The 19059-nt window shown below is 53.3% G+C and carries 16 protein-coding genes, 1 pseudogene and 1 other annotated feature; of the genes and pseudogenes, 10 read left to right on the plus strand and 7 right to left on the minus strand.

Annotated elements, in window-relative coordinates; translation table 11 throughout:
- Positions 1-50 precede the first annotated feature (50 nt).
- The 5 genes and pseudogenes from tomB to sdeX form a co-directional block, all read right to left on the minus strand.
- Entirely contained in the window at positions 51-419 is a 369-nt protein-coding gene (gene tomB, locus BMI79_RS03740) for an Hha toxicity modulator TomB (protein ID WP_076940573.1), read from the minus strand.
- An 827-nt stretch (positions 420-1246) separates the two neighbouring features.
- Positions 1247-1387 (minus strand): type B 50S ribosomal protein L36, encoded by a 141-nt coding sequence (gene ykgO, locus BMI79_RS03745; protein ID WP_024913901.1) that lies wholly within the window; start codon positions 1385-1387, stop codon positions 1247-1249.
- Positions 1388-1399: 12 nt separating this feature from the next.
- A pseudogene (locus tag BMI79_RS03750) lies at positions 1400-1662 on the minus strand (type B 50S ribosomal protein L31).
- A gap of 175 nt (positions 1663-1837) precedes the next feature.
- Positions 1838-4984, minus strand: a complete 3147-nt coding sequence (gene acrB, locus BMI79_RS03755) for a multidrug efflux RND transporter permease subunit AcrB (RefSeq protein WP_076940575.1) — start codon at positions 4982-4984, stop codon at positions 1838-1840.
- 18 nt (positions 4985-5002) lie between these two features.
- Positions 5003-6193, minus strand: coding sequence for a multidrug efflux RND transporter periplasmic adaptor subunit SdeX (sdeX, locus tag BMI79_RS03760; RefSeq protein WP_076940577.1), 1191 nt, complete (start codon positions 6191-6193; stop codon positions 5003-5005).
- A 142-nt stretch (positions 6194-6335) separates the two neighbouring features.
- Between sdeX and acrR the strand changes: the two genes are divergently transcribed.
- The 3 genes from acrR (at position 6336) to mscK (ending at position 10849) form a co-directional block, all read left to right on the plus strand.
- Positions 6336-7001 carry a multidrug efflux transporter transcriptional repressor AcrR gene (acrR, locus tag BMI79_RS03765; protein ID WP_076940579.1) on the plus strand — a complete coding sequence of 222 codons (666 nt, stop codon included), beginning with the start codon at positions 6336-6338 and terminating at the stop codon, positions 6999-7001.
- Between the two features lie 10 nt (positions 7002-7011).
- Complete coding sequence (locus BMI79_RS03770; RefSeq protein ID WP_076940581.1) at positions 7012-7365, plus strand: DsrE/DsrF/TusD sulfur relay family protein; 354 nt, start codon at positions 7012-7014, stop codon at positions 7363-7365.
- 157 nt (positions 7366-7522) lie between these two features.
- Complete coding sequence (mscK, locus tag BMI79_RS03775) at positions 7523-10849, plus strand: mechanosensitive channel MscK (protein ID WP_244157306.1); 3327 nt, start codon at positions 7523-7525, stop codon at positions 10847-10849.
- A gap of 49 nt (positions 10850-10898) precedes the next feature.
- On the opposite strand, the gene rsmS is transcribed toward mscK, so the two are convergent.
- Both rsmS and priC read right to left on the minus strand, forming a co-directional pair.
- A complete protein-coding gene (gene rsmS / locus BMI79_RS03780) occupies positions 10899-11084 on the minus strand; it encodes a pleiotropic regulatory protein RsmS (protein ID WP_076940585.1) in 186 nt (61 codons plus the stop codon).
- Positions 11085-11175: 91 nt separating this feature from the next.
- Entirely contained in the window at positions 11176-11712 is a 537-nt protein-coding gene (priC, locus tag BMI79_RS03785) for a primosomal replication protein PriC (RefSeq protein WP_076940587.1), read from the minus strand.
- 132 nt (positions 11713-11844) lie between these two features.
- On the opposite strand from priC, the gene BMI79_RS03790 reads away from it, so the two are divergent.
- The 7 genes from BMI79_RS03790 to adk all read left to right on the plus strand — a co-directional run bounded on the left by BMI79_RS03790 (position 11845) and on the right by adk (position 18998).
- On the plus strand, positions 11845-12225 hold the full coding sequence (locus tag BMI79_RS03790; protein WP_076940589.1) for a DUF454 family protein: 381 nt from the start codon (positions 11845-11847) through the stop codon (positions 12223-12225).
- 160 nt (positions 12226-12385) lie between these two features.
- A complete protein-coding gene (apt, locus tag BMI79_RS03795; RefSeq protein WP_076940591.1) occupies positions 12386-12937 on the plus strand; it encodes an adenine phosphoribosyltransferase in 552 nt (183 codons plus the stop codon).
- Positions 12938-13034: 97 nt separating this feature from the next.
- Positions 13035-14984, plus strand: coding sequence for a DNA polymerase III subunit gamma/tau (gene dnaX, locus BMI79_RS03800; RefSeq protein ID WP_076940594.1), 1950 nt, complete (start codon positions 13035-13037; stop codon positions 14982-14984).
- Positions 14320-14384: a sequence feature (DnaX frameshifting element), on the plus strand. It overlaps the preceding gene by 65 nt.
- 42 nt (positions 14985-15026) lie before the next feature.
- On the plus strand, positions 15027-15356 hold the full coding sequence (locus tag BMI79_RS03805) for a YbaB/EbfC family nucleoid-associated protein (protein ID WP_076940595.1): 330 nt from the start codon (positions 15027-15029) through the stop codon (positions 15354-15356).
- Complete coding sequence (gene recR, locus BMI79_RS03810) at positions 15356-15961, plus strand: recombination mediator RecR (RefSeq protein ID WP_076940597.1); 606 nt, start codon at positions 15356-15358, stop codon at positions 15959-15961. Before BMI79_RS03805 ends, recR begins: the two co-directional genes overlap by 1 nt.
- A gap of 278 nt (positions 15962-16239) precedes the next feature.
- Positions 16240-18105 carry a molecular chaperone HtpG gene (gene htpG, locus BMI79_RS03815; protein ID WP_076941221.1) on the plus strand — a complete coding sequence of 622 codons (1866 nt, stop codon included), beginning with the start codon at positions 16240-16242 and terminating at the stop codon, positions 18103-18105.
- A gap of 248 nt (positions 18106-18353) precedes the next feature.
- Positions 18354-18998 (plus strand): adenylate kinase, encoded by a 645-nt coding sequence (gene adk / locus BMI79_RS03820; protein ID WP_076940598.1) that lies wholly within the window; start codon positions 18354-18356, stop codon positions 18996-18998.
- Positions 18999-19059 lie beyond the last annotated feature (61 nt).

The following is a 19059-nucleotide window of genomic DNA, read 5'->3' on the forward strand; positions in this document are numbered from 1 at the left end:
GGTAACCTTTAATCTTATTAACCGTGAAATTGTTTGAGGATAATTATCCCCTAAGTCTTCATTGTCGTACAGACGCCCTCTCCAGAGAACATTCTGAATAACCGCGCCTTGGTCTTTTGCCACCGACGCAAATCGGAATCATTGATACCATAACTGCTGAACAGCGTATAGGTATCATCGAGATACTCCTCGACCAGCTCCGACAAATCACTTTCGTCCATGTATTTAATTCTAAAACTCATTACAAACGAAGCAATATGTTCAATCAACTCGTTAAGCTGCAGATTGACGGCAGACGTCGGATCGTTTACCCACCCATGGTTGCTGTCACCTAAAGTGGCCATACCCTCGTCATGCAAATTTTCACACAAGAATTTGAGTTGTGCAATATCATGCCCTTTAGGCGAATACTCATCCATATCATCCCCCGTAAGTCTTAATTTCGGTGTTGATAACACTCTGTGAGTACACTGATTAACATCATGGACGGAGGTAGCTTAACTATGGATAAATAAACTTTCCTCATAATGAATATAAATCATTTTTTGCCATCTGACCTGTTACTATTACTTAAACTTACAATTCATCAATAGTTGGTGGAAGGCAAGCCATTGCTCACATCAAATAACCGCCTTTCCCTCATCAGGATAAACGCGGCGGTATCGCAAATCTATTCACCATTACTGATGAACAGATCGGTGCTAAAAATTGAACACTCCAAGGATAACTTATTGAATAATCGATGCTGTTAGCACTTTTATCTCAAGTGTTACTAATGGATTTTTAGTGCGGCTTACATTGTCTGAATAAAAATCCGTAACCGATCAATCTAGATATCCCTACAGATAATCCGTTATTAACCACTTTTTTTAATTGTTTCAACGAAAGTATGTCTACTCTGCCACAACGGATCAATGTTACAACCATGGGGTTGAAGACGATACCGCTATTTCCCCTCATCATACTCTTTTTTCACGCATTAGTGGGCACTTTTCGTTGAATGAAAAGTTTTATTATTCGTAACCTTTTGTACATCCTTCAAAAAACTTATTCATCACCGGCATGCCAGAGGGGATCGGAGGGATGCTGGTTGTACCGGTGGCGACGATCTCTAGTTTGTAATGTTATAACAAAATAGATGAATGACCACTTGCTGCAGTGAGGTTACGGACATGCCGTGGGTGAGCATATAAAGAAAGCCCCGTTGAACAGCTGCGAGGCTTGAATTTAAGTGGCACTTCCGATGCTAGCGCTTTTTCTTGCGCCCTTGTACCGCTTTGAATCTTGGGTTGGATTTACAGATCACATAGATGCGGCCATGGCGGCGCACGACTTTGCAATCTGGATGGCGATGTTTTGCTGAACGCAGTGAACTCAGAACCTGCATGATGACTCCTGGTTATTTTTTGCTGCTGAAGAAATGGCCAAAGCGTTGCTGGAAGCGGGCAGTGCTGCCTTCTTTGGAAAACTCTTTCTGTTTGCCGGTATAGTACGGATGTGAAGCAGAAGAGACGTCGATCGTCACATAGGGCAAATTCTGGCCGTCAAGATCGATAGTGCGATCGGTTTTAATCGTTGAACCCACTTTGAAATAGGTATCTGCGCTGCGCTGAGATCGTGGAACACCACGATACGGTAGTCGGGGTGAATGCCTGTTTTCATGATTGGCCTCGATTGTTATGTTATAATATAACAATAAATATAAATCGCAGCGAGAAGAGGAGCAAGGAGAAAATGTGTTGGCAGGCTTTTTAATCAGAGGAGCTTGCATTAACAGCATGGCAGGCAAAGAAAAGGCCGCATCAGAGTGCGGCCTTGGTGTTGAACAGAAACGGTATCAGTGATGTTTAACTGGGTGGTTGTGTTCCAGGTCTTCAGACTTTCTACTGAAGCGGCGGCGAACTACCACGAAGAACACCGGTACGAAGAAGATGGCCAATACGGTCGCGGCAACCATCCCGCCCATAACTCCTGTACCTACGGCATTCTGTGCACCAGAACCTGCACCGCTACTGATAACCAGCGGCATAACCCCGAGGATAAACGCCAGTGAGGTCATCAGGATAGGGCGCAGACGCATACGCACTGCTTCCAAGGTGCCTTCGACCAAACCTTTGCCTTCTTTTTCCATCAGATCTTTGGCGAATTCCACGATCAGTATCGCGTTCTTCGCCGATAGCCCAATGGTGGTCAGCAGGCCTACCTGGAAGTAAACGTCGTTCTCCAGCCCGCGCAGGGTTGCCGCAACCAGAGCACCGACCACCCCCAATGGCACAACCAGCATGACAGAGAAGGGAATCGACCAGCTTTCGTACAATGCTGCCAGGCACAAGAACACCACAATCAGTGAAATAGCATACAGCGACGGAGCTTGGTTGCCGGACAGACGTTCCTGATAGGACATCCCGGTCCAGTCATAGCCCACACCGCTCGGCAGTTTAGACGCCAGTTCTTCCATCATGTTCATGGCTTCACCGGTACTTCTGCCAGGAGCAGCCTGACCGAGGATTTCCATCGATGGCAGACCGTTGTAGCGTTCCAAACGTGGTGAGCCAAACTCCCACTTCGCGCTGGAGAACGCAGAAAACGGCACCATCTGGCCCGAACTGCCACGGACGTACCACTTATCGATATCATCTGGCAACATACGGAACGGGGCTTCAGCCTGCAGGTAAACTTTCTTCACACGGCCACGATCGATGAAATCGTTGACGTAAGAACCACCCAACGCAGCGCTCAACGTGGCATTAATATCGCTCAGAGCAACGCCCAGCGCGAGGGCTTTCTCCTGGTCGATTTCCAGTTTGAACTGTGGCGTATCCTCCAGGCCGTTAGGGCGCACACCGACCAGTAAGTCAGGGTGTTGTGCCACCATGCCTAACAGTTGGTTACGTGCCTGGGTTAATTTATCATGGCCCAGGTTACCCTGATCGATCAGTTGGAAGTCAAAGCCGGTTGCAGTACCCAGTTCAACGATCGCAGGTAGGTTAAAGGCGAAGACCAAACCATCCTTGATCTGTGAAAATGCCCCCATAGCGCGGCCTACGATAGCCGGCACCTTGTTTTGCTCGCCGCTGCGTTCAGACCAGTCTTTCAAACTAACGAAGGCCAGACCGGTGTTCTGCCCTTGGCCGCTGAAGCCGAAACCGTTAACGGTAAATACCGAGTTAACGTTGTCTTTTTCTTTGGTCAGGAAGTAATTATTGACCTCGTCCAGTACTTTTTGGGTACGTTCTTGCGTCGCCCCTGCTGGCATCTGCACCATGGTTAACAGCATACCCTGGTCTTCTTCCGGTAGGAACGAAGAAGGCAGGCGCAGGAACAACAGGCCCATACCGACCACGATCAGCAGGTAGATCACCAGATAACGCCCGGTGCTGCGCAGAATGTTTGCCACGCTGTCGGTGTAGTGGTGAGTACTCTTTTCAAACAGGCGGTTAAACCAGCCGAAGAACCCGGTAGTGACGCCATGATCGCCTTTGGCGATCGGTTTCAGCATCGTGGCACATAGCGCAGGCGTCAGAATCAAGGCTACCAACACCGACAGCACCATGGCGGAAACGATGGTGATTGAGAACTGGCGATAGATGGCACCGGTTGAGCCGCCAAAGAAGGCCATTGGGACAAATACCGCCGACAGCACCAGGGCGATCCCCACCAGCGCGCCCTGGATTTGATCCATGGACTTTCTGGTGGCTTCTTTCGGCGGTAAACCTTCTTCCGCCATCACGCGTTCAACGTTTTCCACCACCACGATGGCGTCATCCACCAGCAGACCGATGGCCAACACCATGCCGAACATCGTCAGGGTGTTAATCGAGTAACCAAAGACGGCCAGAATCGCGAAGGTCCCCAATAGCACTACCGGCACGGCGATCGTCGGGATCAAGGTGGCGCGGAAGTTCTGCAGGAACAGATACATCACCATGAACACCAGGATGATCGCTTCAACCAGCGTTTTTACCACTTCGTGAATCGAGATCTTAACGAATGGTGTGGTGTCATACGGGTAAACGACTTTCAGGCTAGACGGGAAAAACGGCTCCAGTTTAGCCAGTTCGGCCTTGACAGCCGCCGCCGTATTCAGCGCGTTAGCACCGGTCGCCAGTTTGATACCGATACCGGAAGCCGGTTTGCCATTAAAGCGGGCGATCACGTTGTAGCTTTCACCACCCAGCTCAACCTTGGCAACGTCGCGCAGGCGTACCTGTGAGCCGTCATTATTGACCTTCAGCATGATTTTGCTGAATTCTTCCGGCGAGGTCAGGCGAGTTTGCGCGATGATCGAGGCGTTGAGCTGTTGGCCCTTAACCGGTGGAGTCCCTCCAAGCTGCCCTGCTGCGATCTGGTTGTTCTGCACTTTGATGGCTGTAATGACATCGCCAGGCGTCAGTTGGAAATTGTTCAGCTTGTTTGGATCAAGCCAGATGCGCATCGCATATTGGGAGCCAAATAGCTGAACGGTACCAACGCCAGAAGTACGGCTGATCGGATCCTTGATGTTGGAACCCACATAGTCCGCGATGTCTTCCTGCGTCATACTGCCGTCTTCAGAGATAAAACCGGCAACCATCAGGAAGCTGCTGCTCGATTTCTCCACGCTCACGCCCTGTTGCTGCACTTCCTGCGGCAACAGCGGCATGGCCAGTTGCAGTTTGTTCTGCACCTGAACCTGAGCGATATCCGGATCGGTACCTGAGTTGAACGTCAGTGTAATCTGAACGTTACCAGACGAATCACTGCTGGAGGACATATACAACAGGCCATCAATACCGTTCATGTTCTGTTCGATAACCTGCGTTACGGTATCCTGCACCGTTTTGGCATCTGCACCTGGATAGTTAGCGGCGATGGTCACCGCAGGCGGCGCAATGGTCGGATATTGCGCAATAGGCAGCTTCATTATCGACAAGATGCCTGCCAGCATAATGATGATGGCAATGACCCATGCGAAAATGGGGCGATCTATAAAGAACTTAGCCATGTATTACCGGCTCCTTTTTTATGACTTCTTCGCGGATTCAGGCTGAGTCTGAGCGGGAGCCTGGGCATCAGCTTCTTGCGCTTTCACCTGTACTCCAGGTCTGATCTTCTGCAAGCCGGTGACGATCACACGATCGCCTGCTTTCAGGCCAGAGGTTACAAGCCATTTATCACCAATAGCCTGCGCGGCGTTCAGCGTACGCAATTCCACTTTATCGTCAGCGCCAACCACCAAAGCGGTCGCTTCGCCGCGTGGGTTGCGTGTCACACCCTGTTGCGGAACCAGTAAGGCATCGTTGCGCACCCCTTCATCCAGACGGGCACGTACAAACATGCCTGGCAACAGCGCATCGTTAGGATTAGGGAAAATAGCGCGGATGGTGATGGAGCCGGTGGTTTGATCCACGGTCACATCAGAGAACTCCAACGTACCTTCATGCGCATATTCCTGCCCGTTTTCCAGCAGCAGTTTCACCTTGGCTTTGCCGTTTTCCTGTTGCAGAGTGCCGTCAGCCAATTCCTGTTTCAAACGCAGAAAATCGTTGCTGGACTGGGTGACATCGACATACATCGGATCAAGCTGCTGTACGGTGGTCAGGGCTGCGGCTTGCCCGGTGGAAACCAGTGCCCCTTCGGTGACGGTGGAAATGCCGGTACGGCCGGAGATCGGTGAAGTGACCTTGGTGTAAGCCAGATTGATACGTGCAGCTTCTACTGCGGCTTTGGCGGCCACAACGGCGGCGTTGGCCTGCAACTGGGTGGAAACTGCCGTGTCGTAATCCTGCTTACTGACGTAGTTGGTGCCCAGTAAAGGTTTGTAGCGTGCAACCGTTAAACGGGCGATTTCTGCCGCGGCCTGTGCCTTGGCCAGTTCGCCTTTGGCGCTGTCATAAGCCGCCTGATAGGTCGCTGGATCGATTTGATAAAGTGAGACACCCGCCTTGATATCGCTGCCTTCGGTGAAGTTACGCTTCAGGATAATGCCACTCACCTGAGGACGAACTTCGGCGATGCGATATGCAGCGGTGCGGCCAGGAAGATCGGTAGTAATGTTGAGAGGTTCAGCCTTCAACGTCACGACACCCACTGTAGGAGCGGGGTGTTGGGCACCTTGTTGCTGAGTTTCTTTATCGTTACATCCTGTAAGCACTAAGCTGCCTGAAAGCATCAGAACTGCCGCCAGAGGCGTTAACCCTCTGTTTTTGTTCATAGAAAAACCTCAAGTGTCCGATTTCAAAATGATCAATGGATCACAAGCTTTAAAACCCATTGCTGCGTTAATTTTATTCGCGTGCTATGGTACATACATTCGCGAATGTATGTAAATCACACTTCCCCTAAAAAGCAACGTCATGGCACGAAAAACCAAACAGCAGGCGCTAGAAACACGGCAACAGATTCTTGACGCTGCAGTGAGAGAATTCTCTGAACGTGGCGTTTCAGCAACGTCACTGACAGATATTGCTACTGCGGCGGGGGTCACACGCGGTGCAATTTACTGGCACTTCAAAAATAAGGTAGACCTGTTTAGCGAAGTCTGGGAATTATCAGAGTCGAAAATAGGTGACCTGGAGATAGAGTATCAGGCAAAGTTTCCGGATAATCCACTGCGTATTTTAAGAGAGATTCTGATTTACATTCTGACAGCTACGGTCGATGACGGCCGTCGTCGTGCCCTGATGGAGATTGTTTTCCACAAGTGTGAGTTTGTGGGGGAAATGATGCCGTTACATGATGCACGCAAAATACTTTATCTGGAAGGTTACGATCGTATCGAATATGTGTTGCGCAATAGTATGGAGCATGGCCAGTTGCCCGCTGATTTGAACACCCGTCGTGCCGCGATCATATTACATGCTTATATTACCGGCCTGATGGAGAACTGGCTGTTTATGCCGGAAAGCTTTGATCTGAAAGCGGAGGCGAGTGTATTAGTAGATACCTTCATCGATATGGTGCAACTCAGCCCAACCCTGCGCGTGCAGCAGCAAGAGCTGACGGACCGCCAGCCTTTATAAGGAGAGCTTTATGTCATCCGTTTTACTGATCGCTAATGGCGCGGCTTACGGCCAGGAATCATTATTCAATGCGCTGCGTTTGGCGATTACCCTGAAAGAGCAGCAGCCCGATGTTGATCTCAAACTGTTTCTGATGTCTGACGCGGTGGTTGCCGGTATTGCCGGGCAGCAACCGCGAGAAGGTTATCATCTGCAGCAGATGCTGGAGATCCTGACGGCGCAGCAAGTTACGGTAAAGCTGTGTAAAACCTGTGCCGACGCGCGCGGTGTCAGTTCATTAAAGCTGGCGGATGGCGTTGAAATTGGCACGCTGGTGGAACTGGCGCAATGGACGCTGGCGGCTGAAAAAGTGCTGACCTTCTGAGCCTCAACCTTACATCACCAGCAACGTTTTTCTTATTCATTGCCTACCTGCGATCGTGATAGTCTTATTTTTTCCTATGTCAAACCGACGTTAAATCATGAGTCGCAGGTTTATCACATCATCTTCCCAGTCTGTTTCTCTGATGCGCAGAGTAAATATGAGGCGCATTATCGCCGTATTTCTGCTGTTGCTTGCTCTGGTTTTTCTGCTTTCCGCAGCCAATGCGGCGCAGAATAGCGATATCCCCTCACGCAGTGACATTCAGAGCCAGCTTGATGCGCTGAACAAACAGAAAACTCTGACGCCGGTCGAAAAGCTGTCCCAGCAAGATTTAATCCACACCATAGAACTGCTTGATGCCATTGAGCGTACCCGGCAAGAGGCAAACGAGCTAAAGCTGCAACTTCAGCAGGCCCCGGCCAAGTTACAGCAGGTCATCAAGGATTTGGAGGCGCTGAAAAATCCGGCCAACGAGGCTTTGACCCGTGCAGAGTTGCAACCGCTTTCCCTGCGGCAGTTGGAAGGGCGCCTGTATCAAACGTTGGACGACCTGCAAAACACGCAAGAAAGCCTCTCTACCTATAACAGCCAGCTTATTTCGTTGCAGACTCAGCCGGAACGCGTACAGAGCAGCATGTATACCGCATCGCAGCGCCTGCAGGAAATCCGTAATTTGCTTAACGCTCGCTCGCCAGGGCAGGCGGCATTGCGTGGCACGCAACAGGAGATGCTCAATACTGAGCAGGTGTTACTCAATGCTGAGATAGACCTGCAGCGCAAGAGCCTGGAGGCCAACACCACGCTGCAAGACCTGCTGCAAAAGCAGCGTGATTACACCACCATGAACATTGATGCGCTGGGGCATCGGGTGCAGGTGCTGCAGGAAGTGGTGAACAACAAACGCCTGACGCTGTCAGAAAAAACGGCAAAAGAGGCGCAGAATCATGAAGATACGACCGACATTCAGCACGACCAACTGGTGAGCAAAGAGCTGAATATCAACCGCCAGATCAGCCAGCGGCTGATTGCTGCTACGGAAGAAAGCAACACCCTGTTCCAGCAGAATATTGAGGTCAAGAACTGGCTCGATCGCGGTTTGCAGTCGGAACGTAATCTGAAAGAGCAGATCCAGGTATTGAAAGGCAGCCTGGTGCTGTCGCGCATTCTTTATCAGCAGCAACAGAGCCTGCCGCCGAGAACGCTGGCGGCGGACATGAGCACTAAGATTGCCGATCTGCGGTTGGAGCAGTTTGAAATCAATCAGCAGCGCGATGAGCTATTCAAAGGTGATGATTTCATCAATAAGCTGGTGGCCACCAACAAAGAAAAAGCCAGCGTTGATGTGGTCGATGCGCTGAATGAAATTATCGATATGCGCCGTGAGTTGCTCGATCAACTGAACAAGCAGCTTAATAATCAGCTGTCACTGGCCATTAATCTGCAGATCAACCAGCAGCAACTGACCAGCGTGTATAACTCGGTGCAGGATACGCTGACCCAGCAGATTTTCTGGGTTAACAGCAATCGGCCGATCGATCTTACCTGGTTGAAGGCGATGCCGGGCGCGCTGAAAGAGCAACTGGCTGCGCTGGATTTCAAGTTTGAACCGCGCCAACTGCTGCTCGGTGGGCTGCAGGCGCTAGTATTCTTGATCCCGCTGCTGATAGTTATTGGCTTGCTGCGTTGGCGCTATCGTCTGATCGATCGCCATTTGCAGAAGCTGGCCAATGATGTTGGCCAGCTCAAACGTGACAGCCAACTGCACACGCCTAAAGCCATCCTGTTAACCTTGCTGAAGGTGCTGCCGGGGGCGCTGTTGCTGTTGGGGGGCGGGTTCTGGTTCTATCGGGCAGAATTCACTACCAGCGATTTTATCTGGGCATTGTCAAAGCAGTTGGCACTGTTCTGGCTGGTGTTTGGTTTTGCCTTTCGTGTGTTGGCGCCTGGCGGTATTTCCGAGCGTCATTTCAATATTCCGAACAATCGGTGTGAACATTATCGCCGCCAAACGTTTAGGCTGGGCCTGACCTTGCTGCCGCTGATCTTCTGGTCGGTACTGGGAGAAAAAGCACCGCTGCGGTTGGTGGAAGATGTTATCGGCCAAGTGGTGGTGATTTTGACGTTGGCGTTGTTGTCGGTGCTGGTGTTCCCGCTGTGCAGTGACAGTTGGCGTGAGAAAGGTTCCCACGCGGTGAGGCTGGTGGTGGTCACCATGATTGCCGTGATGCCCATAATCCTGCTGGGGCTGATGTTTGTGGGATATTTCTATACCGCGCTGCGTCTGGCGGGGCGCTGGATTGACAGCCTGTATCTGTTTTTCCTGTGGAATGTGGTTTATCAGACGGCCATCCGTGGCTTAAGCGTGGCGGCACGCCGTTTGGCCTATCGCCGTGCCCTGGCGCGGCGCCAGAACCTGGCAAAAGAGAAAGAGGGGGCTGAAGGCAGTGAGGCGGTTGAGGAACCCCCATTGGCGCTGGATCAAATCAATCAGCAGTCATTGCGTTTAACCACCATGGTGCTGTTCCTGATTTTTGCCACCGCGTTCTACGCGATTTGGTCCGACTTGGTGACGGTTTTCTCTTACCTCGACAGTATTTCCCTGTGGCATTACGCTACTACGATCGCAGGCAGCAGCGTGCCACAGGCGGTGACGCTGGGCAATATGATGGTGGCGATGGTGGCGGTGATTGTCACCTATGTGATGACGCGCAATCTGCCGGGCCTGCTTGAAGTGCTGGTGCTCTCGCGTCTGCAACTGCGGCAGGGAACGTCTTATGCGATCACCACTATCCTGACCTATCTGATTACCGCCGTAGGGACGATAACCGCGCTGAGTTCGCTCGGCGTATCATGGGATAAACTGCAGTGGCTGGTGGCGGCGCTCTCTGTCGGCCTGGGGTTCGGGTTACAGGAGATTTTTGCCAACTTCGTTTCTGGCCTGATTATTCTGTTTGAACGCCCGGTGCGGATTGGCGATACCATCACTATCGGTACCTTTTCCGGCTCGGTCAGTAAAATCCGCATTCGTGCCACGACGATCACCGATTTCGACCGTAAAGAGGTGATTATTCCCAATAAAGCGTTTGTCACCGAACGGCTGATTAACTGGTCGCTGTCCGATACAATTACCCGCGTGCTGATTAAAGTCGGTGTCGCATATGGTTCCGATCTGGATAAAGTGAAATCAGTTCTGATGCAGGCGGCGCGCGAAAACCCACGCGTTATGGCCGATCCTGAACCGCAGGTGTTCTTCCTTAACTTTGGTGCCAGCACCTTGGATCACGAACTGCGTGTCTATGTGCGTGAATTGCGCGATCGCAGCTACACCGTCGATGAACTGAACCGCTCTATCGAGCGTTTGTGTCGCGAAAACGACATCAATATCGCCTTCAACCAACTGGAAGTGTATTTACATAATCAGCAGGGGAATGAGGTGCAGGAAGTGAAGCGAACGCAGAATAATGGCGGTCAACCGGCGATATAACCTGGCAGAGCGATAAGGCGGTGCTGTGTGAGTGAAACTCTGCCCGCCATCATTGCTGGCCCGTAGACTGATACAGAGAGGTTGTTACGCCCGCACGCTGGACTTTTTCCTGGTAATCCTTTTTGACAATATCCAACGCGGCCAGCGCCGTTGCCGGATCGATTTCGTTACATTCCAGCAGGTAAATCAGGTCTACCGCCAGTTGTAATTCTGGAGAAGCATTTTCTAGAGACATAAGTCCAACGTGTGAGTGAGATATGGCTTTGGTGAGTATAGTGAACATCGCTTAGGGGAGGGAATAATCATTCAAATAATGTGATAAATATTCAAAAACCGTTTTCTTTTCGTTCAATATTGCGTTCAATACGCGCCAATGCTTGCCGGCAACGGACTAACCGGCCTTCGATCGCCGCCAGTTCCTGCTGCAGTTTTTTCTGTGCGGCAAAAGTGGTTTGTTGCCCCAACAGGCTTTCCCGATCCTCGATCATGGCGATCAAACGGCGTTCATACTCCTGATGCTCGGCCAGCTTGTGATACAAATCGACGGCCACCACCTCTTTCGGCTGATTTTTGCGCCTCAACGTCTGTGTCGCCATTTCGCGCTGCAGGGCGGTGAGCTGCGTGACCAGTTTTTCCGCCAGAAAAGCGACGTGAGCGGAACGGTTATCTTTCACCGCAGTCTGCAACTGGGCAAAATTCTTCTGCACTTCAGCCAGATAATCGCGCAAGCGCGTGCCATGGTTAGCAAACAGCGCCGTATCAAAACGCGCCTGTGGGATCGGCACATCGCCACGGGGTTGCACCTCGCTGGCCAAAGTGGCGATCTGCTGTTCAAGGGCTTGTAGTAAGCGCTGGGTACTCACGGGGTGTCCTTTGGCAAAAGAGGTTATGCTTAAGCTTGCCCGCGAACGCGATCTGAAACAAGCCGCGAGTGGATAAACCTGTTACGGGTGATACAGTAAGCGGGCCATCATGATAATAAATAAAGGAAAGGCATGACGCGTGGGTTATTGATCATAGTGGGCTGGCTGGCGGTGATGTTGGCAACGCTGGGCGTGGTGCTGCCGCTGCTGCCGACCACTCCTTTTCTGTTATTGGCGGCCTGGTGTTTTGCCCGTTCATCGCCGCATTTTCACCATTGGTTGTTATACCGTTCCTGGTTTGGTGCCTACCTGCGCCACTGGCAGCAACACCGCGCATTGCCAGCGGGGGCTAAATGGAAGGCGGTGCTGCTGATCGTCGTGACGTTTGCGGTTTCGCTGTGGCTGGTGAAACTCTGGTGGGTCAGGGGCGTTCTGCTGGTGATTCTGGTCGCTTTGCTGAGCTTTATGTTACGGCTGCCGGTTATTGATCGGGAGCAACAAAAAACGCGCTGATTGTGCTGCGTCAGTTGCATTTATCGCGCATTTTGCATAGATTTGGGCGTTTTCGTGCGCAGGTTTCTTCCCTTCATTGAATTCTTGTCCCAGGCATTGCCCGGTCGGGGTTTGAAGAGCCTGTATGGAAATTTTCAGGTAGTTTTATCAGGCAATAACTATGACCGCGACTGCACAGCAACTTCAGTTTATTAAAGACAGTATCAAAACCATCCCCGACTATCCGAAGCCGGGCATTCTGTTCCGTGATGTGACCAGCCTGTTGGAAAACCCGCTGGCTTACGCTGCCAGCATTGAGCTGCTGGTTGAGCGCTATCGTGAAACGGGTGTCACCAAAGTGGTGGGGACTGAAGCGCGTGGTTTCCTGTTTGGTGCCCCAGTGGCGCTGGCGCTGGGCATTGGTTTTGTGCCGGTGCGCAAGCCAGGCAAGTTGCCGCGTGCGACCCTCAGTGAAAGCTATGAGCTGGAATACGGCACCGATCGGTTGGAGATCCATACCGATGCCATCACCGCCGGTGACAAAGTGCTGGTCGTGGACGATTTGCTGGCCACCGGTGGAACCATTGAAGCCACCGCTAAGCTGATCCGCCGTTTGGGCGGTGAAGTGAAAGATGCAGCGTTTATTATCAATCTGCCGGAGCTCGGTGGTGAAACGCGTTTGAATGACTTTGGCATTGATTGCTATTGCCTGGTCAACTTTGCCGGACACTGATTCGCCGCAGCGTCTCGGCATTACCATAACGGCCTCGCGGAACGCCGCGGGGCTGTGTTAGCATGGCCCTCCAGACCACTCGACTTCTCCGGTATCAATGAGCTATCAGGTTCTAGCCCGTAAGTGGCGCCCTCAAACGTTTGCAGATGTTGTCGGACAGGAACATGTTCTGACGGCGCTGGCTAACGGCCTCTCTCTGGGGCGGATCCATCACGCCTACCTGTTCTCGGGCACGCGCGGCGTGGGCAAAACCTCTATCGCCCGCCTGCTGGCCAAAGGCCTGAACTGTGAAACCGGTATCACCGCCACCCCTTGTGGCGAATGCGACAACTGCCGCGAGATCGAGCAGGGGCGTTTTGTCGATCTGATCGAGATCGACGCCGCTTCGCGAACCAAGGTGGAAGACACTCGCGATCTGCTGGATAACGTGCAATATGCCCCGGCGCGTGGCCGCTTCAAGGTTTACCTGATCGATGAAGTGCACATGCTCTCGCGTCACAGCTTCAATGCGCTGTTGAAAACGCTGGAAGAACCGCCTTCGCACGTCAAGTTCCTGCTGGCCACCACCGATCCGCAGAAGCTGCCGGTGACGATCCTGTCGCGTTGCCTGCAATTCCATCTCAAAGCATTAGACGTTGAACAGATCCGCACTCAGTTGGAAACCATCCTGCAGGCGGAGCAGATCACCAGCGACGCCCGGGCGCTGCAGCTGCTGGCGCGCGCGGCCGACGGCAGTATGCGTGATGCGCTCAGCCTGACGGATCAGGCGATCGCCATGGGGCAAGGGCAGGTGACTACTCTCACCGTCAGCCAGATGCTGGGCACCTTGGATGATGAACAACCGCTGACCATTCTTGAAGCCCTGGTCAGCGCCGATGGCGAAAAAGTGATGGCGCAGGTGGCTCAGGCTGCGTCGCGCGGGGTGGATTGGGAAACCCTGCTGGTAGAGACGCTGGCATTGCTGCACCGCATTGCGATGATTCAGTTGCTGCCCTCCGCGCTGGATAGCCATTATGCCGTGATCGAACAGCGCTTGCGTGAATTGGCGCGCACCCTGCCACCGGCCGATCTGCAGCTTTATTATCAAATACTGCTGGTGGGGCGCAAAGAGCTGGCCTTCGCGCCGGATCGCCGTATGGGGGTTGAAATGACATTGCTGCGCGCACTGGCATTTCACCCGAAAGCCGTGATCCCTGAGCCAGTTGCCATGGTGCAACAGGCTCCAATGGGGCAACCGCAAAGCCATATGGCAGCGGCCGCGCCACAATCTCAGGACTCGCCGCCCCCTTTGGGGCAGGCGGCCGCGCCACAGAATCATCAACCAACGAATCTACCCGATGCTACCGCGCAATTACTGAAAGCGCGCACCCAGTTGCTGCGGCAACAGGGGGCATCCACACCAAAAAAGAATGAGCCGGCGGCGCCAGGAACAGCGCGGCCGGCAACCTCAGCACTGGAGCGGTTAGCCTCGGTGACTGAGCGCAGCCAGAAGCGTCAGGCGGAAAAGGTGGTGGCGGAACCCGCCAAGCCGGAAGCCTATCGCTGGCGCGCGCAGACCGAACCGGAAGCCGCTCCTGAGCCACTGGCTACGCCAAAAGCATTGCGCACGGCGCTGGAGCATGAAAAAACGCCCGAGTTGTCGGCTAAACTGGTGGTTGAGTCCATTGCGCGTGATGCCTGGGCGGCAGAAATCGATCGCTTAAAAATACCGAAACTGGTCCAGCAACTGGCGTTAAACGCCTTTAAAGAGCGGCTGGAACCCGGCAGAATTTGTCTCCACCTGCGCTCTTCGCAGCGTCATCTGAATTCGCCATCGGCACAGAAGACGCTGGCTGATGCGCTCGGCGAGCTGTACGGCAGCCCGGTTGAACTCATCGTGGTGGAAGACGATAATCCGGCGGAGCGGACTCCGCTGGAGTGGCGGCAAGCCATTTATGAAGAAAAACTGGCACAGGCTCGCCAGTCCATTGTTGCGGATACCAATATCCAGACGCTGCGCCGGTTTTTCGACGCGGATCTGGACGAAGACAGTATCCGCCCTATTTAACGCGGCGCACCGTGCGCGGCCAATGCTATGTGAGAGACGACTATGTTTGGTAAAGGCGGTCTGGGTAACCTGATGAAGCAAGCCCAGCAAATGCAGGAAAAAATGCAGCAGATGCAGGAAGAAGTCGCCAAATTGGAAGTGACGGGCGAATCCGGCGCTGGCCTGGTGAAAGTGACCATCAACGGGGCGCACAACTGCCGCCGGGTGGAGATCGACCAAAGCCTGATGGAAGATGACAAAGAGATGCTGGAAGATCTGATCGCTGCGGCGTTCAACGACGCGGCGCGCCGCATCGAAGAAACCCAGAAAGAGAAGATGGCATCGGTATCCAGCGGTATGCAACTGCCACCTGGCTTTAAGATGCCGTTCTGATGCAAACCAGTCCGCTGCTTGAATCATTGATGGAAGCGTTGCGCTGCTTGCCGGGCGTCGGCCCGAAGTCGGCGCAGCGTATGGCGTTTCAACTGCTGCAGCGCGATCGCAGCGGCGGAATGCGCCTGGCGCAGGCCTTGACCCGTGCGATGTCGGAGATCGGCCACTGTGCCGATTGCCGCACCTTTACCGAGCAGGATACCTGCACCATCTGCAACAATCCGCGTCGGCAGCAAAACGGCCAGATCTGCGTGGTGGAAAGCCCGGCGGATATCCACGCCATTGAGCAGACCGGGCAGTTTGCCGGGCGCTACTTTGTGCTGATGGGCCATCTGTCGCCGCTGGACGGTATCGGGCCTGGCGATATCGGCCTGGATCGGCTGGAGCAACGGCTGGAAAAGGAAAGCATTACCGAAGTGATCCTGGCCACCAACCCGACGGTGGAAGGGGATGCCACGGCGAACTACATTGCCGAGATGTGCGGCCAGTACGGCGTTCTGGCCAGCCGCATTGCCCACGGCGTGCCGGTGGGCGGTGAACTGGAGATGGTCGATGGCACCACGCTGTCGCATTCCCTGGCTGGCCGCCACGCGATCAAGTTCTGACGTTTTCCTGCGGGGCAGGCCGCTGCCCCGTTATCATCGCTTCGCAAAAATTCCCTCGCCAGTCGCTTGAAAAACCTCAGGGTTGACCCCACTTTACCTTCATTGTTCTAATTTGGTCATATACCCTTCGCCTTTCAAGCCGTGGCGTTGTTGACTGCACTCGTTCGCCCCAGTCACTTAGTTGTTCTAAGCTCCTGGGGGTTCACGAGTGGGTCGCCTAGCCACAACTTGAAATTCATTGGGTATAAAATTATCGGCTATTGAGGTAATCAATGAGTATGAAAGGTCAAGAAACCCGTGGGTTCCAGTCTGAAGTCAAACAGCTGCTTCATTTGATGATTCATTCGCTGTACTCCAATAAAGAAATTTTCCTGCGAGAGCTGATCTCCAACGCTTCCGACGCCGCCGACAAACTGCGTTTCCGCGCGCTTTCCGCCCCTGAGCTGTATGAAGGTGATGGCGAGCTGCGCGTGCGTCTTTCCTTCGACAAAAACCAACGCACTTTGACGATCGCTGACAACGGCATCGGTATGAGCCGCGAAGAAGTGATTGAAAACCTGGGTACCATTGCCAAATCTGGCACCAAGGCATTCCTGGAGTCGATAGGTTCCGATCAGGCGAAAGACAGCCAGCTGATCGGCCAGTTCGGCGTCGGTTTCTATTCGGCGTTCATCGTGGCCGATAAGGTCACCGTGCGCACCCGTGCGGCCGGTGCGGCGGCAGAGGCTGGCGTGTTCTGGGAGTCTGCCGGTGAAGGTGATTACACTATCGCCGACATCAGCAAAGAAGATCGCGGCACTGAAATTACGCTGCACCTGCGCGAAGGCGAAGACGAATATCTCGACGCCTGGCGTCTGCGTTCGGTGATCGGCAAATATTCCGATCACATCGCGTTGCCGGTAGAGATCGAAACCAAGAATGAAGAAGACGGCACCGTCACCTGGGAGAAAATCAACAAGGCGCAGGCCCTGTGGACTCGCAGCAAATCAGACGTTACCGACGAAGAGTACAAAGAGTTCTACAAGCACATCGCCCATGATTTCACCGATCCGCTGAGCTGGAGTCACAACCGTGTCGAAGGCAAGCAGGAGTACACCAGCCTGCTGTACATCCCGGCGCGGGCGCCGTGGGACATGTGGAACCGCGATCACAAGCACGGCCTGAAGCTGTACGTGCAGCGCGTGTTTATCATGGATGACGCCGAGCAGTTCATGCCGAACTACCTGCGTTTTGTGCGCGGCCTGATCGACTCCAACGATCTGCCGTTGAACGTTTCCCGTGAAATTCTGCAGGACAACCGCGTGACGCAAAACCTGCGCGGTGCGTTAACCAAGCGCGTCTTGCAGATGCTGGATAAGCTGGCGAAAGACAACAGCGAAGAGTACCAGAAGTTCTGGCAGCAGTTCGGCCTGGTGCTGAAAGAGGGCCCGGCGGAAGATAGCGGCAACAAAGAGGCTATCGCCAAGCTGCTGCGCTTTGCCTCTACCCATAACGACAGCTCGGCACAGACCGTTGCGCTGGAAGAGTATGTTGGCCGCATGAGCGAAGGCCAGGACAAGATTTACTACATCACCGCCGACAGCTACGCCGCCGCCAAGAGCAGCCCGCACCTGGAGCTGTTCCGCAAGAAAGGCATCGAAGTGCTGCTGCTGTCCGATCGCATTGACGAGTGGATGATGAGCTACCTGACTGAGTTCGACGGCAAAGTGTTCCAGTCGGTCAGCAAGGCGGATGAGGCCCTGAACAAGCTGGCGGACGAAACCGCAGAGCAGAAAGAAGCCGAGAAGCAGCTTGAGCCGTTTATCGATCGGGTGAAAACGCTGCTGGGTGAGCGGGTGAAAGACGTGCGTCTGACGCATCGCCTGACCGATACCCCAGCGATCGTCACCACCGATGCTGATGAGATGAGCACCCAGATGGCGAAACTGTTTGCCGCAGCAGGCCAACCGGCACCGGAAGTGAAGTATATCTTTGAGCTGAACCCGGAGCATGCGCTGGTTAAACGCGCCTCTGACGTGGGCGATAACGAGCAATTTGCGGAATGGATCGATCTGTTGCTGGATCAGGCCCTGCTGGCTGAGCGCGGCACGCTGGAAGATCCAAACCAGTTTATTCGCCGGATGAATAAGCTGTTGTCTGCGTAAAGCATAAAAATACGCCCCAGGCTGAACGGTCGGGGGCGTATTTTCTTCTTTTGCTGGTAAATTTTCCTCCCGCTTGCCTCGTTTCAGCCGCGTTTTTCCACCCGCGATCTCCTCTCGCTACCTTGAGCCTCACCCCTGAGAAATGGTAAGGTTGAGCGTTTTCGCAATTTTATAAAAACTCAAACCCAAATGACTTCAGGCTGCGGCTTGGGGGATGAAGGGAAATACATAGCAAGGGGATTTACGCAATGCGTATCATTCTGCTGGGCGCTCCGGGCGCTGGTAAAGGTACTCAGGCTCAATTCATCATGGAGAAATACGGTATTCCGCAAATCTCCACTGGTGATATGTTGCGCGCAGCCGTTAAGGCCGGTACTGAACTGGGCAAGCAGGCGAAAGAAATCATGGACGCCGGCAAGTTGGTTACCGATGAGCTGGTGATTGCGCTGGTGAAAGAGCGTATTACTCAGGAAGACTGCCGTAACGGTTTCCTGCTGGACGGTTTCCCGCGCACCATTCCACAGGCCGACGCAATGAAAGAAGCCGGCATTAAGGTGGATTATGTGCTGGAATTCGACGTGCCGGACGAGTTGATCGTTGATCGCATCGTTGGCCGCCGGGTGCATGCGCCTTCTGGCCGCGTGTATCACATCAAATTCAATCCGCCGAAAGTGGAAGGTAAAGACGACGCCACTGGCGAAGAGCTGACCACCCGCAAAGACGATCAGGAAGAAACCGTGCGTAAACGTCTGGTGGAATATCATCAGATGACCGCGCCGCTGGTGTCTTACTACCGTCAAGAAGCCGATGCGGGTAATACTGCCTATCATAAAATCGATGGTACGCGTAAAGTGACCGAAGTGAGCGCTGAACTGGCGAGCATTCTGGGCTGATCGGTCTTATTGCCATATACCCGTCATACTTCAAGTTGCTTGGGTGTTGGCTGCTTTCGTT

The sequence above is a fragment of the Serratia oryzae genome (assembly GCF_001976145.1).
In the GTDB taxonomy this organism is placed as follows: Bacteria; Pseudomonadota; Gammaproteobacteria; order Enterobacterales; family Enterobacteriaceae; genus Chania; species Chania oryzae.